The organism is Staphylococcus chromogenes (genome assembly GCF_029024625.1).
GTDB lineage: Bacteria > Bacillota > Bacilli > Staphylococcales > Staphylococcaceae > Staphylococcus > Staphylococcus chromogenes.
The window spans coordinates 1,845,245-1,866,169 of record NZ_CP118953.1 but is presented as its reverse complement, the minus strand read 5'-3'; the positions used below and the strand labels follow the sequence as shown (position 1 = coordinate 1,866,169).

The 20,925-nt window shown below is 36.6% G+C and carries 20 protein-coding genes and 1 other RNA gene; 17 read left to right on the top strand and 4 right to left on the bottom strand.

The genetic code is table 11. From position 1 onward, the window contains the following. Positions 1 to 133: 133 nt before the first annotated feature. Positions 134 to 1,639: a M4 family metallopeptidase gene (locus PYW36_RS09095; protein ID WP_103158929.1), complete on the bottom strand. Its 1,506-nt coding sequence runs from the start codon at positions 1,637 to 1,639 to the stop codon at positions 134 to 136. A 202-nt stretch (positions 1,640 to 1,841) separates the two neighbouring features. On the opposite strand from PYW36_RS09095, the gene PYW36_RS09090 reads away from it, so the two are divergent. Further along, positions 1,842 to 2,282 (top strand): GNAT family N-acetyltransferase, encoded by a 441-nt coding sequence (locus PYW36_RS09090; protein ID WP_103158930.1) that lies wholly within the window; start codon positions 1,842 to 1,844, stop codon positions 2,280 to 2,282. Positions 2,283 to 2,426: 144 nt separating this feature from the next. On the opposite strand, the gene PYW36_RS09085 is transcribed toward PYW36_RS09090, so the two are convergent. Beyond that, complete coding sequence (locus PYW36_RS09085) at positions 2,427 to 3,329, bottom strand: TIGR01777 family oxidoreductase (RefSeq protein ID WP_103158931.1); 903 nt, start codon at positions 3,327 to 3,329, stop codon at positions 2,427 to 2,429. Between the two features lie 575 nt (positions 3,330 to 3,904). On the opposite strand from PYW36_RS09085, the gene PYW36_RS09080 reads away from it, so the two are divergent. Further along, positions 3,905 to 4,624: a prolipoprotein diacylglyceryl transferase gene (locus tag PYW36_RS09080; protein ID WP_103158932.1), complete on the top strand. Its 720-nt coding sequence runs from the start codon at positions 3,905 to 3,907 to the stop codon at positions 4,622 to 4,624. Positions 4,625 to 4,702: 78 nt separating this feature from the next. On the opposite strand, the gene PYW36_RS09075 is transcribed toward PYW36_RS09080, so the two are convergent. Beyond that, complete coding sequence (locus PYW36_RS09075; protein WP_103158933.1) at positions 4,703 to 4,963, bottom strand: hypothetical protein; 261 nt, start codon at positions 4,961 to 4,963, stop codon at positions 4,703 to 4,705. Between the two features lie 291 nt (positions 4,964 to 5,254). Here PYW36_RS09075 and PYW36_RS09070 point away from each other — a divergent pair, with 291 nt between their 5' ends. From PYW36_RS09070 to ssrA, 12 genes are all read left to right on the top strand, one after another. Then, positions 5,255 to 6,271, top strand: a complete 1,017-nt coding sequence (locus PYW36_RS09070; protein ID WP_037572435.1) for a sugar-binding transcriptional regulator — start codon at positions 5,255 to 5,257, stop codon at positions 6,269 to 6,271. 131 nt (positions 6,272 to 6,402) lie between these two features. Next, on the top strand, positions 6,403 to 7,410 hold the full coding sequence (gap, locus tag PYW36_RS09065; RefSeq protein WP_037572432.1) for a type I glyceraldehyde-3-phosphate dehydrogenase: 1,008 nt from the start codon (positions 6,403 to 6,405) through the stop codon (positions 7,408 to 7,410). A 172-nt stretch (positions 7,411 to 7,582) separates the two neighbouring features. Beyond that, entirely contained in the window at positions 7,583 to 8,773 is a 1,191-nt protein-coding gene (locus PYW36_RS09060; protein ID WP_037572429.1) for a phosphoglycerate kinase, read from the top strand. A gap of 72 nt (positions 8,774 to 8,845) precedes the next feature. Next, positions 8,846 to 9,607 (top strand): triose-phosphate isomerase, encoded by a 762-nt coding sequence (gene tpiA, locus PYW36_RS09055; RefSeq protein WP_037572427.1) that lies wholly within the window; start codon positions 8,846 to 8,848, stop codon positions 9,605 to 9,607. A 1-nt stretch (position 9,608) separates the two neighbouring features. After that, the gene (gene gpmI / locus PYW36_RS09050) at positions 9,609 to 11,129 is read left to right on the top strand and encodes a 2,3-bisphosphoglycerate-independent phosphoglycerate mutase (protein WP_037572425.1); all 1,521 of its coding nucleotides are present in this window, start codon (positions 9,609 to 9,611) and stop codon (positions 11,127 to 11,129) included. Positions 11,130 to 11,287: 158 nt separating this feature from the next. Next, positions 11,288 to 12,592 carry a surface-displayed alpha-enolase gene (eno, locus tag PYW36_RS09045; protein WP_037572424.1) on the top strand — a complete coding sequence of 435 codons (1,305 nt, stop codon included), beginning with the start codon at positions 11,288 to 11,290 and terminating at the stop codon, positions 12,590 to 12,592. Between the two features lie 152 nt (positions 12,593 to 12,744). Next, positions 12,745 to 13,215 (top strand): hypothetical protein, encoded by a 471-nt coding sequence (locus PYW36_RS09040; RefSeq protein ID WP_229717270.1) that lies wholly within the window; start codon positions 12,745 to 12,747, stop codon positions 13,213 to 13,215. Between the two features lie 69 nt (positions 13,216 to 13,284). Next, positions 13,285 to 13,518, top strand: a complete 234-nt coding sequence (secG, locus tag PYW36_RS09035) for a preprotein translocase subunit SecG (RefSeq protein WP_037566707.1) — start codon at positions 13,285 to 13,287, stop codon at positions 13,516 to 13,518. Positions 13,519 to 13,671: 153 nt separating this feature from the next. Further along, entirely contained in the window at positions 13,672 to 14,412 is a 741-nt protein-coding gene (locus PYW36_RS09030; RefSeq protein ID WP_037572421.1) for an alpha/beta hydrolase, read from the top strand. Positions 14,413 to 14,450: 38 nt separating this feature from the next. Continuing rightward, a complete protein-coding gene (gene rnr, locus PYW36_RS09025; protein ID WP_103158934.1) occupies positions 14,451 to 16,805 on the top strand; it encodes a ribonuclease R in 2,355 nt (784 codons plus the stop codon). A gap of 16 nt (positions 16,806 to 16,821) precedes the next feature. Beyond that, positions 16,822 to 17,286, top strand: a complete 465-nt coding sequence (smpB, locus tag PYW36_RS09020) for an SsrA-binding protein SmpB (RefSeq protein WP_037572408.1) — start codon at positions 16,822 to 16,824, stop codon at positions 17,284 to 17,286. 72 nt (positions 17,287 to 17,358) lie between these two features. Further along, positions 17,359 to 17,717: a transfer-messenger RNA gene (ssrA, locus tag PYW36_RS09015) on the top strand. 360 nt (positions 17,718 to 18,077) lie between these two features. Here the strand turns inward: ssrA and PYW36_RS09010 are convergent. Next, positions 18,078 to 18,263: a hypothetical protein gene (locus PYW36_RS09010; protein WP_037572404.1), complete on the bottom strand. Its 186-nt coding sequence runs from the start codon at positions 18,261 to 18,263 to the stop codon at positions 18,078 to 18,080. Between the two features lie 263 nt (positions 18,264 to 18,526). Here PYW36_RS09010 and PYW36_RS09005 point away from each other — a divergent pair, with 263 nt between their 5' ends. The 3 genes from PYW36_RS09005 to PYW36_RS08995 all read left to right on the top strand — a co-directional run bounded on the left by PYW36_RS09005 (position 18,527) and on the right by PYW36_RS08995 (position 20,911). Continuing rightward, positions 18,527 to 19,717, top strand: a complete 1,191-nt coding sequence (locus PYW36_RS09005) for a cation:proton antiporter (RefSeq protein ID WP_103158935.1) — start codon at positions 18,527 to 18,529, stop codon at positions 19,715 to 19,717. A 113-nt stretch (positions 19,718 to 19,830) separates the two neighbouring features. Next, positions 19,831 to 20,013 (top strand): CsbD family protein, encoded by a 183-nt coding sequence (locus PYW36_RS09000; protein ID WP_103158936.1) that lies wholly within the window; start codon positions 19,831 to 19,833, stop codon positions 20,011 to 20,013. 241 nt (positions 20,014 to 20,254) lie between these two features. Next, entirely contained in the window at positions 20,255 to 20,911 is a 657-nt protein-coding gene (locus PYW36_RS08995) for a Crp/Fnr family transcriptional regulator (RefSeq protein WP_037572399.1), read from the top strand. The last annotated feature ends 14 nt before the right edge of the window (positions 20,912 to 20,925 follow it).

The window sequence follows — 20,925 nt, the reverse complement described above, 5'->3', positions numbered from 1 at the left end:
TTTAATCATAATATAAACAAAAAAGGGGATAAGACATGGAAATTTATTTCATGCTTATCCCCTTTAGTATGAAGGAGTATTAGGATTTATGAATAAGTGTATATATTTATTTTAATCGTAAAAATGATGTCGCTTAGAGTCCCACTTCATTCCAAGCTTCAGTGACTTTTTGTTTAGCGCTTGCGCCGTATAAATCTTCAGCTGATTGTTCTAATGCGCGTTTAGCATCTACAAATTGAGATGTAGATGTTAAGTATTGTGAAAGGGCGCGGTAATAGATTTTTTCAGCTTTTTCTTTCCCTAATTTTTCAGTTGTTAAGTATGCAGCTTTATTTGGAATACCTGAGTTAATGTGTACGCCACCGTTGTCATAACCTACACGTTTATAGTCTCTCATATGAGCAGGTTGGCCAAATTTTTCAGGTTCGCTAAAGCTACGGAATGCTTTATTTGGACTTGGGTGAATGTAAGCATCTTCACCTAATAATGTATCTTCTGGATCAATGAAGTAAGCGAAAACATCTGAGAAGCTTTCGTTTAATGCCCCTGGTTGATCTTGATAGACTAAACCAGCAGTTTCTTGTGTTACACCGTGCGTGATTTCGTGAGCGATAATGTCATCTGCTGCTGCAAGACTGTGCATTTCACGACCATCACCATCACCGTAAATCATTTTATCGCCTAGCCATGCTGCATTTGTACTGTTATCTTCACCATGGAAAGTGTTAACATGTGTAATCGATTGAATAGGACTTCCTTTGTCATCGTAAGAGTCTCTGTTATGCACATTTTTGTAATAATCGTAAACTTTACCTGCATAATAATTGGCATCTACCCCTGCTTTTTGATCATTGGCGTCGAATGTACGTGTTCTACTTGTGATAAGATTGGCAGTGTCACGATATTGGTTATAACTATAGGCAGATAAAACACCGTTACGCGTTAAATCTTCTAATGTGTAGCCACCTTGTGTAGAATTGATGTTGATTTGCTTGCGGTCATTACGTACCCCCACACCTGTACCTTTTTCCGCAGCGTGTTGAATTAAGTCTTGCTTATCAACAACATTTCCTGTTTTTGCATCAATTTGAACTTTCCAATGTGTTGGTTTAGGATCAATAGTTGTTAATTCAACTTCGTAAACATATTTGTTTTCATCACCATTAATGATGACCTTGTTAGATTTTACAACTTGATCTTTACCATTTTTAGCTTCATTACGTGTCATTTTTACAGCTTTAAACGCATTGTTTAATGCGTCCTCTTTGCTTAGCGCAACGTCATTTTTAGGTTTTACTTCAGGTGCTTTGAACTCACCATTCACCATTACGACTTTACCTTGAGGATTTACGTGTACTTTCACTTCGCGGTCAGTTGCAATATGATTTTTCACTTTCGGGTAAAGCGTATAGTGCGTGTAACCCATGTCGTCCTTTTGTTCTTTTTCGATGCTGTAATACTTGTTGTAATTTTTAATGCCTTTGTCCGGTGCTATTTGCTTAAGCGCTTTCATCACATCCGATTTAGAATGGACAGTGATTTGATCTGTAGGTGCTACAGACTCAGCCCCAGCATTTGGTGTGTAGACGGTACCTAAAAGAGATAAAGATAATGCACAAATTCCAAGTTTTTGATACATAAAAAAACCTCCTAATTAAAAGATAAATTTATTATATCATAAGTTATGGAATAAATAACAAACATATTTTAAGATAAAAAATTGCTTAACACAGTATGGTTTGCCATTATACAATTAGTCTAAATGGCATGAGACGTTATGATAGCGCTTAATTTATTATTTGTTCATAATTATTTGAAAATTTACAAAAGGAGGATAATAGATGATTAGAGAGTCTAAAACTCAAGATTTAAAAGCTATAACAGAAATTTACAATGATGCAATTCTTAATACGACGGCTGTTTACACTTATCTTGAAACAACAGTAGAAGAACGGACACAATGGATGATGAAAAAACAAAATGAAGGTTGGCCCTTATGGGTTTATGAAATTGAGGGTAACATCGCAGGATTTGCCACTTATGGCGCTTTTAGAGACTGGCCAGCTTACCAATATACGATTGAACACTCTATCTATGTGAGTACACAGTACCGTCGAAAAGGGGTGGCTTCAAAATTGTTAATGCATCTTATAGAGGATGCAAAGAAAAAAGGCTATCAAACAATTGTTGCAGGTATTGATGCCTCAAATAAGAGCAGTATTCTTTTACATGAGCGCCACGGATTTGTTGCTGCAGGTGTTCTCCGTCAAGTCGGATATTAATTTGATCGATGGTTAGACTTAGCATTTTATCAATTGCAGCTCAAATAAGAGAGAGCATTAGTTTTTAACTCTGCTCCCTCTCACGTAAGCTATATAAGTCACACATAATACGAGTATTTAAAATGATGAATGGGATTAAAATCTTTATGAATGGTAAATATTTTCCAGTGCGTCTTTAAGATTTGGATATTGAAAATGGAAGCCCATTGATTGTAAACGCTCAGATATCATATATTGGGTATCTAAAATGAGTGTTGACATTTCTCCTAAAATCAAACGTAAAACAAAAGAAGGAACACGTGTATAATGCGGGCGATGTAACACTTTGCCAAGCGTAGTTCCAAAATCGTTTTGTGTTTCAGGTAAGGGCGCACTCAAATTATAAACGCCTTTTGCTTCGGGGTGTTGAATTAAAAATAGGATACTTTGCACTAAGTCTTCAAGGTGAATCCAGGAATACCATTGTTTTCCATGACCAATTTTGCCACCGACAAAGTAGCGATAAGGAAGAGACATCATAGGTAAAGCGCCACCTTGATCAGACAATATGAGTCCGAAACGCCCCTTGATGACACGTGTTCCTAGTTTTGCAAAATGATCTGCTTGTCTTTCCCATTGATAAACAATCTCGGATAAGAAATCGTGAGGAAGTGTTTTGAATTGTTCCGTATACGCTTGCGTAAGTGAAGGGGGATAGTATCCCATTGCACTCGCATTAAATAACACAGATGGTTGTTGTGCGCGTGAGTTAAACAAGTGATATAAGGCATGTGTCGATTGAATTCGGCTTTGCATCATTTGTTGTTTATGTGAATCTGTCCAATAATGATTCAATGTTGCTCCGGCAAGGTTAATGACCACATCAATATATGGAACTTGATTTTCCCAATGCTTTTTCTGCCAATTTATAAAAGTAACACCTTTCGTTTCTGAAGTTTTATCAGAACGTGTTAATATGAAAATCTTGTTTTCCTTATACGCGAGTAGTTTTTCTACGAGTTGACTGCCAACTAGACCAGTGCCGCCAGTGATTAAAAAGTGAGTCATCGAACGCCTCCGTTTCTCTTTGTTCAAAATTGGTTCAAAAAACTGTCAAGATTTTATCAAAAAAACATCTCTAAAGTATGTTTATTTTTTCACAAAGTGAGTTATAATAAAAGTGCCTTCGAAAATAGATTTATTAACCCATCTCTTAGTTAGCGTATACCCCATAATATACGACGAAGGTTTAACTCCCTTTAGTTGAGATAAGACCAGAATGATGTAGCATTCTGGTCTTATCTTTTTTTATTAAACAATTGTGCAATGACTTTCATGACAACAACACGAATAATCATTCTGAAAATTGACTTTAGCATGAGACCCTCCTAAAGCTTTATATGCTTTATGTAATTCCTCCATTTATAAAGGTTTAAACCCCATGTGGAAATAATTTGAATCTTTTTTACGTTTGAATTTAAAGTAGGGCTAGAATGTAATCGGATATTTTTATTTTTGAGAATCGTCTTGTTATAATGAGACATATTGAACAACATTTAAAAGTCATATTTTGTGTTAACTCGATTTATGCCACTCATCCAGATATTAACATAAGGTGAAGTTATATAAAGTGAGGTAAGAATATGGGATTTAACGATCGTCAAACATCCTCGTCAAAAGACCATCGAACAAAAAAATTTCTGACAGGATGTTTAAGTCTGTTCGTCATTTTATTATTATTGGGCGGCTTAGTTTTTGCGATATTTTCCTTTGTAGATCAATCACAATGGGGAAAAGAACATCTACAAGAAAAATCTATTGAGGAACAACAAAAGAAAAAAGAAGCAGAGAAAGAGAAAGAAAGAGAAAAGCAAGCGAAAGAAAAACGTGAGCGTGAGGCAAGTTTAGAAGAAGCACGTGCACAACAACAAGCGGCGCAAGCTTCGATTGAACAAGAGCGTCAAGCGTCACTGGAACAGGAAAGACAAGCGTCTATTGAAGCAGCACGTCAAGCACAAATGAAGCAACAATCAACGGAAGAGCCTACAAAAGAGACTAATAATAGTACTAAGGAAGAACAGACAACAGAAGAAAAACCACGTTCCTCTGAAGAAACGTCTACAGAGGAAAAGACTTCAGAACCTTCTACCACAGCAGAGCCGTCTACAGAAGAACCTACAACAGAAGAGCCCAAAACACAACAGCCCAAAACACAACAGCCTAAACCATCACCACAACCCTCTACCGAAACGCGTAGTCAAACTGAGTCCAATACTAACAGTACACAACAATCAACAACAAGAACGACTTCCAATGAGCAAGCACAAACGCGTTCTACAACAACAACACAATCTAATCAATAATCATAAAAAAGCACCCCTAAAGTTGAATTTTTGCTCGACTTTAGGGGTGTCTATATTTAAAACGTAGGGTAAGTCAGATTACCAGAAAAACATATTTAACATAAAAGTTAAGAGAATAGAAAGAATCAGTGAAATTAAACAGCCAGGAAAACAACCTATAGGTGTGCAACCATATGAGCGGTAGTAAAAATGGCGGCCGCCACGTTGGCTATCAAGATAGCGATTATCAAACATATCTTGATTCGAATCCCGACCGTGATTTCGATTAAAGTCATCGGGGCGTCTATAGCGCGGATCATCTGGATCGATAACTTCAGGCTGGTTATTTGAATCTTTCATTTCAGTGCCTCCTTGCTAAAACTATTATACATACTCCCTACATACCCTTCATGTTTAAAAACACACAAATTTGTGAAAATAAAATTATAAGTTAAAGTTGACAATATAAGCGGGTCGATAAATGACCAACTAATTTGGAAGCGGGATTGTTTTTGACTTGCTTTTTTAAAGAAGACGTAGTAAGATGAAAAATGTAAACAGGTAATATTTTTTTGTGACGAATGGGACTGAATTTGTCAACGCTTGGCTCAAATTTGACCATCCTGTTTCGCTAATAAGGAGGCGTGCCTCTTGAAAAACATCATTCAAGTGCAGCAAAAGATTGTTCCTGATTTGGTAGACAAGATGTATCGGCGTTTTTCAATTTTAAGTACCATACAAAAGTTTCAACCTGTAGGACGTCGGACACTTAGCGAAAAGTTAAGTCTTACTGAGAGGGTGCTACGTTCTGAAACTCATCTTCTTAAAGAGCAAGATTTAATTTTAATTAAACCGACAGGAATGACGTTGACCAATGTAGGTGTCGACGTGTTGAGTGAGTTAAACGTCTATTTTAACAACTACACGGATTATCACAGCTTAGCGAAACAAATTAAAGATTTGTATCAGATTAAAGAAGTACATGTGGTACCTGGCAATAGTGATAATGATCTTAGTGTTAAAGTAGAAATTGGGCGAATCGCAGGGCAACTGTTGGAAAAACAGTTATTCAATGAGGCGATTGTTGCTGTAACAGGTGGTTCGACAATGGCTTCTGTGAGTGACGCCATGTCACCTCTCCCCTTCGATGTGTTGTTTGTTCCAGCTCGAGGAGGTCTTGGCGAAAATGTTGTTTTCCAAGCAAACACGATTTGTTCGACAATGGCTCATCGAACCGGCGGAAATTATACGACACTTTATGTGCCCGATAACGTGAGCGAACTCACATATCAAAACTTACTGAAAGAACCTGCAGTTATACAAACTTTAGAAAAAATTAAAGATTCACAAATTACAATACATGGCATTGGTGATGCGCTGAAAATGGCAAAAAGACGTCAATCTTCTCAAGCATTGATTGAAAAACTTCAACATCATAATGCCGTAGGTGAAGCATTTGGCTATTATTTCGATGAAAATGGTCAAATTATTCACAAAGTTAATACGATTGGACTTCAACTTGAAGAGGTCCGATTGAAAGAACACAATTTTGCTGTTGCTGGAGGTTGTTCAAAAGGTAATGCAATAAAAGCATACTTGAACATTGCTCCTAAAAACACAGTGTTAATCACTGATGAAGAAGCAGCAAAAATGATTGTGGCAAAATAGCATTCATTAAAAAAAGTAAAAAGTGGTTTTAAACAAGCTGAAAGTAGTCACTGATAGACTGTTTTAAAGGTAAAGAGAACCAGTTTGGGGCGTATATCACTTTTTAAATATCATTAAAGGAGGCCATTAACATGGCAGTAAAAGTAGCAATTAACGGATTTGGTAGAATTGGTCGTTTAGCATTCAGAAGAATTCAAGACGTAGAAAATATTGAGGTTGTAGCTGTAAACGATTTAACAGACGACGATATGCTTGCACATTTATTGAAATATGACACAATGCAAGGTCGTTTTACTGAAGAAGTAGATGTAATTGATGGTGGTTTCCGCGTAAATGGTAAAGAAGTGAAATCATTCTCTGAACCAGAACCATCAAAATTACCATGGAAAGATCTTGACGTAGATGTTGTTTTAGAATGTACAGGTTTCTTTACATCAAAAGAAAAAGCAGAAGCTCACATTGAAGCAGGTGCTAAAAAAGTATTAATTTCTGCACCAGGAACTGGCGATCTTAAAACAATCGTATATAATGTCAACCATGAAGAATTAGACGGTTCTGAAACAGTTGTATCAGGTGCTTCTTGTACAACAAACTCATTAGCACCAGTAGCAAAAACTTTAAATGATGAATTTGGTATCGTTGAAGGTTTAATGACTACAATTCACGCATACACTGGTGACCAAAATACACAAGACTCACCACACAGAAAAGGTGACAAACGTCGTGCACGTGCAGCTGCAGAAAACATTATTCCTAACTCAACAGGTGCTGCGAAAGCAATCGGTTTAGTTATCCCTGAAATTGATGGAAAATTAGACGGTGGCGCACAACGTGTACCAGTAGCAACAGGTTCATTAACTGAATTAACAGTTGTTTTAGATAAAGAAGTATCAGTAGAAGACGTTAACAATGCAATGAAAAATGCAACAAACGAATCATTCGGTTACACTGAAGACGAAATTGTATCTTCAGATGTTGTAGGCATGACTTTCGGAGCATTATTTGATGCAACTCAAACACGTGTAATGACTGTTGGCGACCGTCAATTAGTTAAAGTAGCATCTTGGTATGATAACGAAATGTCATACACTGCTCAATTAGTACGTACTTTAGAATATTTAGCAAGCCACGCTAAATAAGAGCATAGCATATATACTCAAAGTTAAAGGCATATCCTTTGTCTTAACGAATCTTGGTTAAGCAAGTATTCAATGTACGTGCTTCTACCCAGAATTTAGCTTATAGTAAGCGGAGGAGCACAATCGCTTCTCCGCTTATTTTAAAATAACAGTGTTTTTGAGGAGGATTATTATGGCAAAAAAAGATGTAACTGATGTTTCGTTAAAAGGGAAAGTCGTTTTAGTACGTGCAGACTTTAACGTTCCTATGAAAGACGGCGAAATCACAAATGACAACCGAATTGTACAAGCCTTACCAACATTGGAACATATCATCGAGCAAGGTGGTAAAATTGTTGTCTTCTCTCACTTAGGAAAAGTGAAAGAAGAAAGTGATAAAGAAAAGTTAACACTTGCACCGGTAGCAAAACGCTTATCCGAAAAGTTAAACAAAGAGGTTACGTTTATTCCTGAAACACGTGGCGAAAAATTAGAATCTGCCATTAAAGAATTGAATGATGGCGACGTATTAATGTTTGAAAATACACGTTTTGAAGATTTAGATGGTAAAAAAGAATCTAAAAACGATAGTGAGCTCGGTAAATATTGGGCTTCATTAGGTGATATTTTTGTGAATGATGCATTTGGAACAGCACATCGTGAACATGCTTCCAATGTAGGGATTTCTACACATTTAGAAGCAGTTGCAGGTTTCTTAATGGAAAAAGAAATCAAGTTTATCGGTGGTGTAGTTGAAAACCCTGATAAACCTGTAGTAGCTATCTTAGGTGGCGCTAAAGTTTCTGACAAAATTGGCGTCATTGAAAATCTATTAAAAATCGCTGACAAAGTACTCATTGGTGGCGGTATGGCGTATACGTTCTTAAAAGCGCAAGGCAAAGAAATCGGATTATCACTTTTAGAAGCTGATAAAATTGATTTTGCCAAAGATTTACTTGAGCGTGCAGGAGATCAAATCGTTTTACCAGTAGATGGTAAAGTGGCAAAAGAATTTTCTAACGATGCCGACATTACGACAGTTTCAATTGATGAAATTCCTGAAGATCAAGAAGCCATGGATATTGGACCTGAGACAGTTCAATTATTTAAAAAGCAACTTGAAGGGGCGCATACTGTCGTTTGGAATGGCCCAATGGGTGTTTTTGAATTCAGTAACTTTGCGCAAGGTACAATTGGCGTTTGTGAAGCTATTGCCGAATTGAAAGACGCGACGACAATTATCGGTGGTGGAGATTCAGCCGCTGCAGCAATGCAACTCGGATTTGAAGATGACTTCACCCACATCTCAACAGGTGGCGGTGCATCATTAGAGTACCTTGAAGGTAAAGAATTACCAGGTATTAAAGCAATTGCAAATAAGTAAGAACAATGTTTAAAAATTTTGCGAGTACGGCGCATTAAAAGCGCGTACGTTGCACAAATAGGAGTGTTTTAATTGAGAAAACCAATCATTGCAGGTAACTGGAAAATGAACAAAACGGTAGCAGAAGCGAAAGATTTCGTTAATGCATTACCGGCATTACCGGGTACAAATGAAGTTGAAGCTGTGATTTGTGCACCAACGATTCAATTAGATGCATTAATTTCATTAACTAAAGAAGGTGTCGCACCTGGACTGAAAATTGGTGCGCAAAATACATTTTATGAAGAAAGTGGTGCTTTCACAGGAGAAACATCACCTGTAGCACTTCAAGATTTAGGCGTGAGCTACGTGGTCATCGGACACTCTGAACGTCGCGATATTTTCCATGAAACAGATGAAGACATTAACAAAAAAGCACACGCTGTTTTTAATCATGACATGACACCTATCATTTGTGTGGGCGAAAGTGATGAAGAACGTGAAAACGGTAAAGCAAACGAAGTTGTAGAAGGACAAGTTGAAAAAGCACTTAAAGGTTTATCAGACGAGCAAGTCAAACAAGTGGTTATTGCTTATGAACCTATTTGGGCTATCGGAACAGGTAAATCTTCTACAGCTAAAGATGCGAATGAAATGTGTTCAGCCGTACGTCAAAAAATTGCAAAATTAACAAGTGATGAAGTAGCAGAAGCCGTGCGTATCCAATACGGTGGCAGTGTGAAACCGAATAATATTAAAGAATATATGGCTGAAACAGATATTGATGGTGCTTTAGTTGGCGGTGCTTCACTTAAAGTAGACGATTATGTTCAATTGTTAGAAGGTGCTAAATAATATGGCAAAACAACCAACAGCTCTTATTATCTTAGATGGCTTTGCAAATAGAGATGAAGTCCATGGTAACGCTGTTAAACAAGCGCACAAACCTAATTTTGATCGTTATTACGAAAAGTATCCAACGACTCAAATTGAAGCAAGTGGTTTGGATGTTGGACTTCCAGAAGGACAAATGGGAAATTCTGAAGTCGGCCATATGAATATTGGTGCAGGTCGTATTGTGTATCAAAGTTTGACACGTATCAATAAAGCGATTGAAGATGGCGATTTCTTTGATAATGACGTGTTAAATCGTGCAATTGACCACGCGCTTCAACATCAATCAGGTCTCCATGTTTTTGGTTTATTGTCTGATGGAGGTGTACACAGCCATTACAAACACTTATTTGCGATTTTAAAATTAGCAAAAGAAAAAGGTTTGGATAAAGTCTATGTACACGCCTTTTTAGACGGTCGTGATGTAGATCAAAAATCAGCGCTTAAATATATTGAAGAAACTGAACAACAATTTAAAGAAATTGGCGTAGGTCAATTTGCTTCAGTCGCAGGACGTTATTATGCAATGGATAGAGACAAACGTTGGGAACGTGAACATAAAGCTTATGATGCGATTCGTGGCTTTGATTCTGCACCGACTTATGCCTCTGCGCGTGAAGGTGTCGAAGCAAACTATGATGACGATTTAACAGATGAGTTTATCGTACCTTTCGTTGTTGAAAATCAAAACGAAGGAGTAAACGATGGCGACGCAGTCATCTTTTATAACTTCCGTCCTGACCGCGCAGCACAACTTTCAGAAATATTTACAAATAAAGCGTTTGATGGTTTTGAAGTTGAACGCGTGAACGATTTATTCTATGCGACATTTACAAAATACAATGACAATGTCGATGCTGAAGTTGTATTCGAAAAAGTAGATTTGAAAAACACTATTGGAGAAGTCGCTCAAGATCATGGTTTAAATCAATTGCGTATCGCTGAAACTGAAAAATATCCACATGTGACGTACTTTATGAATGGTGGACAAAACGAAGAGTTTAAAGGCGAACGCCGTCGATTGATTAATTCACCAAAAGTTGCGACCTATGATTTGAAACCAGAAATGAGCGCCTATGAAGTGAAAGATGCCTTACTTGAAGAGTTAGCTAAAGGGGATCTTGATTTAATCATTCTTAACTTTGCTAACCCTGATATGGTTGGTCATAGTGGTAAGTTAGAACCAACTATTAAAGCTATTGAAGCGGTGGATGAATGTTTAGGTGAAGTCGTTGATAAAATCTTAGAAATGGACGGCCATGCAATTATTACTGCCGACCATGGGAACTCAGATGAAGTGTTAACAGATGATGATCAACCGATGACAACACATACAACGAATCCTGTGCCTGTTATTGTAACAAAAGAGGGCGTTGAATTAAGAGAAACAGGACGTTTAGGCGACCTTGCTCCAACGTTACTGGACTTATTAAATATTCAACAACCTGAAGAAATGACAGGCGAAAGTTTAATAAAACATTAAAATAGTTGAGTCCATATCAAAACAAGTTATAATGAAGATGAACTCATGGAGACAGCGACGAAAGGAGTGAGTGACGCACACGTAAACTACGTGTCGCATCCCTCATCCTCTTCAGCTGTTAGTTTTAAATACAATCATGAAAAAGGAGATTTTATATTATGCCAATTATTACGGATGTTTACGCTCGCGAAGTACTTGATTCACGTGGGAACCCAACAGTAGAGGTTGAAGTTTTAACAGAAAGTGGTGCGTTTGGACGTGCGCTTGTACCATCAGGTGCTTCAACGGGAGAACACGAAGCAGTAGAATTACGTGATGGCGACAAAGATCGTTACCTTGGTAAAGGTGTCGAAAAAGCTGTTGAAAATGTAAATGAAATTATCGCTCCTGAAATTATCGAAGGCGAGTTTTCAGCTTTAGAACAAGTTTCAATCGATAAAATGATGATTCAATTAGACGGTACAGCAAACAAAGGTAAATTAGGTGCAAACGCTATTTTAGGTGTATCTATTGCCGTTGCACGTGCTGCTGCAGACTTTTTAGGTCAACCTTTATACAAATATTTAGGTGGATTTAACTCAACAGTATTACCAACACCAATGATGAACATCGTAAACGGTGGTTCTCATTCTGATGCGCCGATTGCATTCCAAGAATTCATGATTTTACCAGTAGGTGCAGAAAGTTTCAAAGAAGCATTACGTTGGGGTGCTGAAGTCTTCCATGCATTGGCGAAAATCTTAAAATCTCGTGGTTTAGTAACTGCAGTAGGTGATGAAGGTGGTTTCGCACCGAAATTTGAAGGTACTGAAGATGGTGTAGAAACAATCATTGAAGCTATTAAAACAGCTGGTTATGAACCAGGTAAAGATATCTTTATCGGTTTTGACTGTGCGTCTTCTGAATTCTACGAAAATGGTGTTTATGATTACACTAAATTCGAAGGTGAAAAAGGTGCAAAACGTACTGCTGAAGAACAAGTGGACTACTTAGAAGAGTTAGTGAACAAATACCCAATTTTAACTATCGAAGACGGTATGGATGAAAATGACTGGGATGGTTGGAAACTATTAACTGAACGTATCGGTGATCGTGTTCAACTTGTGGGTGACGACTTATTCGTTACAAACACTGAAATCCTTTCTAAAGGTATCCAAAACCATATCGGTAACTCTATTTTAATTAAAGTGAACCAAATTGGTACATTAACTGAAACTTTTGAAGCTATTGAAATGGCACAAAAAGCAGGCTACACTGCAGTAGTTTCACACCGTTCAGGTGAAACTGAAGATACAACAATTGCTGATATTGCTGTGGCTACAAACGCAGGTCAAATTAAAACAGGTTCATTATCACGTACAGATCGTATTGCAAAATACAATCAATTATTACGTATTGAAGATGAATTATACGAAACAGCTAAATATGAAGGTTTAGATGCTTTCTATAACTTAAACAAATAAGTTGAAGCTAATTTCAACACGGGGTTGGGGATATACATTATCCTCACCCTGTTTTTTATTGCCGATATTTAAAGAGGTGTAGACGCATATTTCAAACTCTGCTTTGAACTGATATAATGAATTCAAGTGAAAATAAAAAGGAGCACAAATATATGATGAAACAAAATTCGACCAATGAGGTGCGTGCCCAACATACTGGAAGGTTGATTGGTTATATTTCATTTTTGTTTGCCGTTTGTTTAGTGATTCATCAAGTGATTATTGTGGATGGACACGTCATCAGTTACATGCTAGAACATTCAGGGAACCAAACTACTAAAAATGCGATAAACGCGATTAACAACAGTTTAAGGTATACAGGCATTTTATATATATTAGCTTATTCTGCCGGGGTGGTGGCTATTAAATATCAACATCCATATTTATGGTGGTTTATGGTCGCTGTGTTTATCTCACAATTATTTAATGCGCTACTCAATCCTCCAATTTTATATGCAGCGATTTTAAATGTGAAAGGGTTCTTTGCTTTAATTCCATTTATAGTGGTTAGCATCGGATCACTTATTTTGGCAATTTTTATGATTACAGTGAGCATTAAACGTAAGTCCACCTTTAATCGCTAGGGATGTATTGTGAAAAGGGGTTAATTATGGTAGAATAACCTTCGTATATGATGAATGGAGGACAATCTGATGCACACATTTTTTGTTGTATTACTGATTATTGACTGTATCGCACTCATCACAGTTGTTTTATTACAAGAAGGTAAAAGTAATGGCTTATCAGGTGCCATCAGTGGTGGAGCCGAACAGTTATTTGGTAAACAAAAGCAACGTGGTGTAGATTTATTTTTGCATAGATTGACAATTGTACTTTCAATTATTTTCTTTGTATTAATGTTAGGTATCAGTTATTTTAATTTATAAGTCTTGCGGTTTACGTTAAAAATAGCATGAACCTTTTCGACCGATAAGAAAAAACAAAGTCCGACAGTTGATAAGTCGGACTTTTTTATTTGTCGGGCATTCTATTAAACTATAAAATAAAACTATATGTGACTTGAAAGGACGGAATAACGAATGAAAATTCAATTACCAAAGCCTTTTCTTTTTGAAGAAGGTAAGCGTGCAGTGTTATTATTACACGGGTTTACGGGAAATAGCTCTGATGTAAGACAACTTGGCCGTTTTCTACAAAAAAAGGGATACACTTCTTATGCGCCGCATTATGAAGGGCATGCAGCACCACCTGAAGAGATTTTAAAATCGAGTCCACATGTTTGGTACAAAGATGCATTAGATGGATATGACTATCTAGTCGACAAAGGTTACGATGAAATTGCCGTTGCTGGCTTGTCACTTGGAGGCGTCTTTGCTTTAAAATTAAGCTTAAATCGTGATGTGAAGGGTATTGTAACCATGTGTTCTCCGATGTACATTAAAACAGAAGGTTCTATGTATGAAGGTGTTTTAGAATACGCACGCAATTTTAAAAAATATGAAGGTAAGGATGAAACGACAATAGAACGTGAAATGCAAGCTTTCCATCCAACAAGTACATTGCGTGAATTACAAGAAACGATTCAAAGTGTACGAGACCATGTGGAAGATGTGATAGAACCTTTATTAGTCATTCAAGCTGAACAAGATGAAATGATTAATCCAGATTCAGCTAATGTTATTTATAATGAAGCTGCTTCAGATGAAAAGCATTTATCATGGTACAAAAATTCAGGCCACGTGATTACAATTGATAAAGAAAAAGAGGACGTTTTTGAAGAAGTCTATCAATTTTTAGAATCATTAGATTGGTCAGAGTAAATAACAGAAACGATTTTTAATAGAAAGGAGGACTTCATATGAACTTAAAATCACAAATTAAAGCGATTGTCGAACGTACCAGTTATGAACCTATGTCGGTGTCGGATTTTCAAGATGCGCTAGGACTCAGTAGTGCCGAAAGTTTTCGTGATCTCATTAAAGTCCTAAACGAGCTTGAACAAGAAGGGAAAGTCAAGCGTACTAAACAAGATAGATATCAAAAACAAGGTCCTAAACCCGGACTAGTAAGAGGGACGTTAAGTCAAAATAAAAAAGGATTTGCCTTTTTGCGACCAGATGAAGAAGGCATAGAAGACATTTTTATTCCACCGACAAAAATTAATCGTGCCATGGATGGCGATACTGTAATAGTTGAAGTGAAAAAATCGCGTGGTGATCACCGCAAAGGGAAAGTTGAAGGCGAAGTAAAATCGATTGAAACCCATTCAGTGAAACAAGTCGTTGGTACCTACACAGAAGCGCGACATTTCGGTTTTGTCGTTCCAGATGATAAGCGTATTATGCAAGATATCTTCATCCCTAAAGGTCAAGATTTAGGGGCAGTTGATGGTCATAAAGTACTCGTGCAAATCACGCAATATTCTGATGGATCAAACAATCCAGAAGGACATATTTCAGCGATATTAGGACATAAAAATGACCCTGGCGTAGATATTTTATCTATCATTTATCAACATGGAATTGAAATTGAATTTCCGGATGATGTTTTAAAAGAAGCTGAAGCCGTACCAGAAACTATTTTGCCGTCTGAAATTGAAGGACGTCGTGATTTACGCCAAGATTTAACTATAACAATAGACGGCGCGGATGCTAAAGATTTAGACGATGCGATTGCCATTAAAAAGCTTCCAAATGGGAATATGGAACTAACAGTGAGTATTGCGGATGTGAGTTATTATGTTAAAGAAGGCTCTGCCTTAGATCGTGAAGCTTATGACCGTGCCACAAGTGTTTATTTGGTGGACCGCGTTATCCCGATGATTCCCCACCGATTAAGTAATGGCATTTGTTCATTAAATCCAAAAGTAGACCGTTTAACGATGAGTTGTCGCATGGAAATCAACAGTCGCGGAGAAGTAGTCCAACATGATATTTTCGATAGTGTCATTCATTCAGATGCGCGTATGACCTATACTGAAGTGAATGAAATTATTACAGAACAAAATGCTGTGACACGTGAAAAATATAAAGAGATTACACCTATGTTAGATTTAGCACAACAACTTTCCCAACAACTGATTCAGATGCGCCGTCGTCGAGGAGAAATTGATTTTGATATTAAAGAAGCGAAAGTCTTAGTCAATGAAGAAGGCATTCCCCAAGAAGTGGTTGCACGTGAGCGTGGCGAAGGGGAACGATTAATAGAATCTTTCATGTTAGCAGCCAACGAAACCATCGCCGAACACTTTAGTAAAATGGAAGTTCCATTTATTTACCGTGTCCATGAACAACCAAAGTCTGAACGTTTAAGACAATTTTTCGACTTTATCACAAACTTTGGGATTATGATTAAAGGGACAGGGGAAGATATTCATCCAAGCACACTTCAAAATATTACACAAGAAGTGGAAGGGCGACCTGAAGACCGTGTCATTTCGACAATGATGTTACGTTCGATGCAACAAGCCCATTATGATGCAGATAATTTAGGGCATTTTGGACTAGCAGCAGATTATTATACGCATTTTACTTCTCCGATTCGCCGTTATCCTGACCTTATTGTTCATCGTTTAGTACGAAAATATTTAATTGAGAAATCAATGAATGGGAAAGCGCAACACGAATGGCAAGAAAAACTCCCTCAAATGGCAGAACATACGTCAAACCGTGAACGGCGAGCGATTGATGCCGAACGGGATACGGATGATTTGAAAAAGGCTGAATATATGATTCAACACCTCGGTGACGAATTTGAAGGTGTCATTAGTTCTGTAGCCAATTTTGGAATGTTTGTCGAGTTGCCGAATACGATTGAAGGTATGGTCACGATTCAAAACATGTCAGATGATTATTATCATTTTGATGAACGTCAGATGGCGTTGATTGGAGAACGAAAAGCATCTGTTTATCGTATTGGAGACGTTATTAAGGTAAAAGTCATACATGTAGATGTAGACGAACGACAAATTGATTTTCAAATTGTTGGCATGCCTTTAGATGTCAATCCTAAACGTGAGAAAAAGTCACGGGGCACAACGATTCAAGCTAAAACAAAAGGCAATACATTCGAAAAAGACAAATCTAATAAGAAAAAGCGCAAACAACGTAAAGGTAAACATGCAAGAAAGCGTGAAAAATCAGGAAATACGAAACATAAACCTTTCTACAAAGACAAACGTGTTAAAAAGAAAGGTAAAAAGAAGAAAAAGTAAACTGAGGTGAGACCCAATGCCAAAAAAATCAGGAAAAGGCACTTTAGCAGAGAATCGTAAGGCAAGACATGATTATAACATCGAAGATACGATTGAAGCGGGCATTGCGTTGCAAGGCACAGAGATTAAATCGATTCGCCGAGGCAGTGCAAACTTAAAAGACAGTTATGCACAAGTGAAAGGCGGAGAAATCTATCTTCACAACATGCATATTGCACCTTACGAAGAAGGCAACCGATTTAATCACGATCCTAGACGTGTGCGTAAATTATTACTGCATAAACGTGAGATTAATAAACTAGGAGACCAAACGCGTGAAGTGGGTTATTCGATTGTACCATTAAAATTGTATCTCAAGCATGGGATGTGCAAAGTACTATTAGGTGTTGCACGTGGTAAGAAAAAATACGATAAACGTCAAGCGTTGAAAGAAAAAGCGGTAAAACGTGATATCGACCGCGCGATGAAACAAAATTATTAAATGATTGCTAAGAATGTTAAGATTCGTTATAATTAAATGTGCTTTCTGAAAATGAAAGTACATTTTATACAAGGGGACGTTTATGGATTCGACAGGGGTCCCCAGAGCTTATGAAGCGTGTCGGAGGGTTGTCTCCGCAAAAACACATCAGTTTATAATAACTGGCAAAACTAACAATAACTTAGCAGTAGCTGCCTAATCGCGCTCTGCATCACCTAATCGCATCGCCTATGTGCGATTAACGTGATTCAACTTTAGTAGGATACGCTCGTCACTGCCGTTTGAAGTCTGACGAGAAGAGATGAATCAAACTCGCATAATGTCGGTTGTCTGTTTCTAAACATTATGCTAAATTTCTAAACAGACTACACACGTAGAAACATTTGTATCAGGACCTTTGGACGCGGGTTCAAATCCCGCCGTCTCCACTATGTAGCCTATAATCTTCGTGGTTATGGGCTTTTTATTTTAAAGTGCACAAAAAGTGCACAGTAAACAAAAAACGCCCTATTATTAGGGCGCAATATTATCATATATTGTTATTGATTTACTAATATCATTAATTTGTAAGACTACCTTGTGAACATTGTAGTCTATGGTATAAATATCTTCTTTGGAATTGTTCTTTAAATATGCAAGTTGGCTATTTGATGCTTTATCAACAATAATTATATCTTCTTCTAAGACATCATAAGTTATATCATAGTTCGCTTCATTAATAATCTCTCAATTAAAACAACCTCATAATTAATCACCTTATAAGTATTTAACTCTCTCTTTTTGTGTGCTACTTATAAGTGGTTAGAACGTTCAGTTGAAGACTTATGGCCAATAATCATTTCTTGAAACTCAACTTTACTCATATTTTGTAAGTCTTCCTGAGTTATTTTTTGTTTGATATGAGGCAAACTATTGATTCTATTGATAATCTCAGTGAGTGTCCATCCTGTTTCGTCTATGAGATCTTTGTTGTTCATAAAAGTCCTCCTAGGAGATAAAGTTAAAGTGTCTTTTATACCTTTATACTATTAGAAGTAAAGGGATTTTTTTCTGGAATAGATATTAAAAATGATATGACACTTTTGTTTAAATTATTAATTTACTATATCATATCAATCAGAATTTTAGGGGTTCTAAAATCGTCTAATGAGATTGAATTTGTTATGATAGAAGAATAGCATATATTTCTTTTATAATTTTGATGAGTACAGTTATCTTATAATAGGGAAGAAGGTAGAAGATGTCACATCAGATTTTAGCTGAAAATTTACATTCCATATGGTGGATTATTTTTGCCGCTATGCTTTCTCCGGTTTTGGCACTTATGACACGTAAGTATATTCCAGATGCCATTTGGTTATTACTATTTGGTGTGCTTATAGGGCCTCACGTTTTGAAATTAGCCCAAATGACAGAGTCTATAGAGTTTTTACGTGAAATCGGTATGGGGTTTTTATTTTTACTTGCCGGTCTTGAAATTAGTACGGAGGATATGAAAGCACATCAAGGTAAAAAAGCAATGGTCACATGGTTAATAAGTTTTATTTTAGCAGTAGGAGTAGGTTATCTCATTTCAAAAGGGAACATAGCATTTGCGATTGTTTTGGCTGTGGCAACCACATCTACAGCTTTAGGGACACTACTTCCAATTTTAAAAGATAGTAATATGATAAATAAACCGATAGGAAAGTCAATTTTGATTCATGGAGCTTATGGCGAGCTATTACCAATTATCATGATGTCATTATTACTATCAACAGTTTCACCATGGCGTTCTGCGCTCATTCTTATCACTTTTACAATATTGGCTTTTTTAATAGTGGTAGCCCCAATAAGATTTATTCGAAAAGTTCCACTACTTGGAAAGGCAATTCTTTCTGCTTCTCATACAACGATGCAAACGACTTTAAGAATAGCTATTTTTGTTTTAGTTTCTTTAATGTTACTGACAGCCATTTTAGAGTTAGATATTGCATTGGGGGCTTTTGTCGCTGGTATTTTTATGAACGTGATATTAAAGACATTTTCTCCAAAGTACCAATATGAAATTGAAAAGAAAGTGGAAGTGGTAGGATTTAGCTTTTTAATTCCAATATTCTTTATTACAAGTGGCATGAACATTGATATTCTTCGAGTTCTTAATCAATGGCACTTATTGATTTTAGCAATCGTATTTATTTTCGTTATGCGTGGAATGGTGGTGTTTATTAGAGAAAAAATGTCTGTAACACAATCAGGTTTAAACTCTAACAAAGACAAAATGACATTGGCGCTATATTCAGCTTCTGGATTACCCGTCATTGTTGCTGTAACAGAAATGGCTAAAAACAATCATATTATTGATGTCACAACAGCTTCTGTTTTAGTTGCAAGTGGTGCTTTGACGATTTTAATATTTCCTCTGTGTGCGAAAGTTATATCCAAGTCATAAACTATTATGCCTAAGTTCTTAAAACGATTGGTCTAAATGCGTTTTTGTTATGTTTGTGTTTATATGATAAGGGTATAGGTTATTATATAGATTCAATAACAGGAGGTTTTATCATGGATAATGTGAGTAAACAAGAACAAGCTAAAGGAAATTTAAAAGAAACAGCTGGTAATGTTTTAGGAAATAAAGATCTTGAAAAGGAAGGTAAACAAGATAAAGCTTCTGGAAAAGTGAAAGAAGCCACAGATAACGCCAAAGAAAAGATGAATGAAGTCGTAGATAAATTCAAAAAATAAATTGATTTAAATATGTTCAATGCGAACAATTGAATATAAGTTTAACTGTAAAAAGCGACTCGTAATGGGTCGCTTTTTTTGTATCATAATGAGGAGACGTCTCCTAGTGTATTGCGCATGTTGAAGTCTTAGATCATCTCACTTAGGGGTCAATATAAGATAAAGAAAAAGTAGAAGCGTTTTCTCACTTATAAAGTAATGTGTTATTTTATAAGTGTTACAAGTAAGGAGGAGGGGTTGTATGAGTTGTCATCACAGTTATGAATTATGTGTGAGTCAAGTGCCTATTTTTGCACATCTTTCAAATGAAACACAACAACTAGTGTTTAAGAAAATCAACCATCGCTATTTTAGTAAAAATGAAATGTTATATATGGAAGGGGATAAGCTTGATTCTCTCTATGTGGTTCACAAGGGGCGTGTTCGAATTTATCGACTGAATGATGAGGGAGAAGAACAATTAATACGCGTATTAGCCCATGGTGACTACACTGGAGAGCTTTCAATTTTTAACGCTTCTACAGATAGCGCGTCGTATGCGCAAATACTTGAAGATGCAGAGATTTGTATGATATCGAAGGAAAGTATTTACGAATTGATGTCGACTTATCCCAATATTGCCATTTCTTTTATTGAAACCTTTGCTTCACGCCTCTCAGAAACCGAAGATCAAACGACCCATATTGCATTACTTAATAGTAGAGAAAAATTGTTAACGTATATTGATACCTATAGAGAGGGAAACAAACTTCATTTAAATATCTCCAAAAAACACATCGCGTCATATTTGAGTATGAAACCTGAGACATTAGCCCGGACATTCAAAAAGCTAGAAGAAGAAGGATTAATTAAAAAAATAAATCACAAAACATACGAAATACTTCAAAAGTTGACTTAGGTCAATTTTTTTCC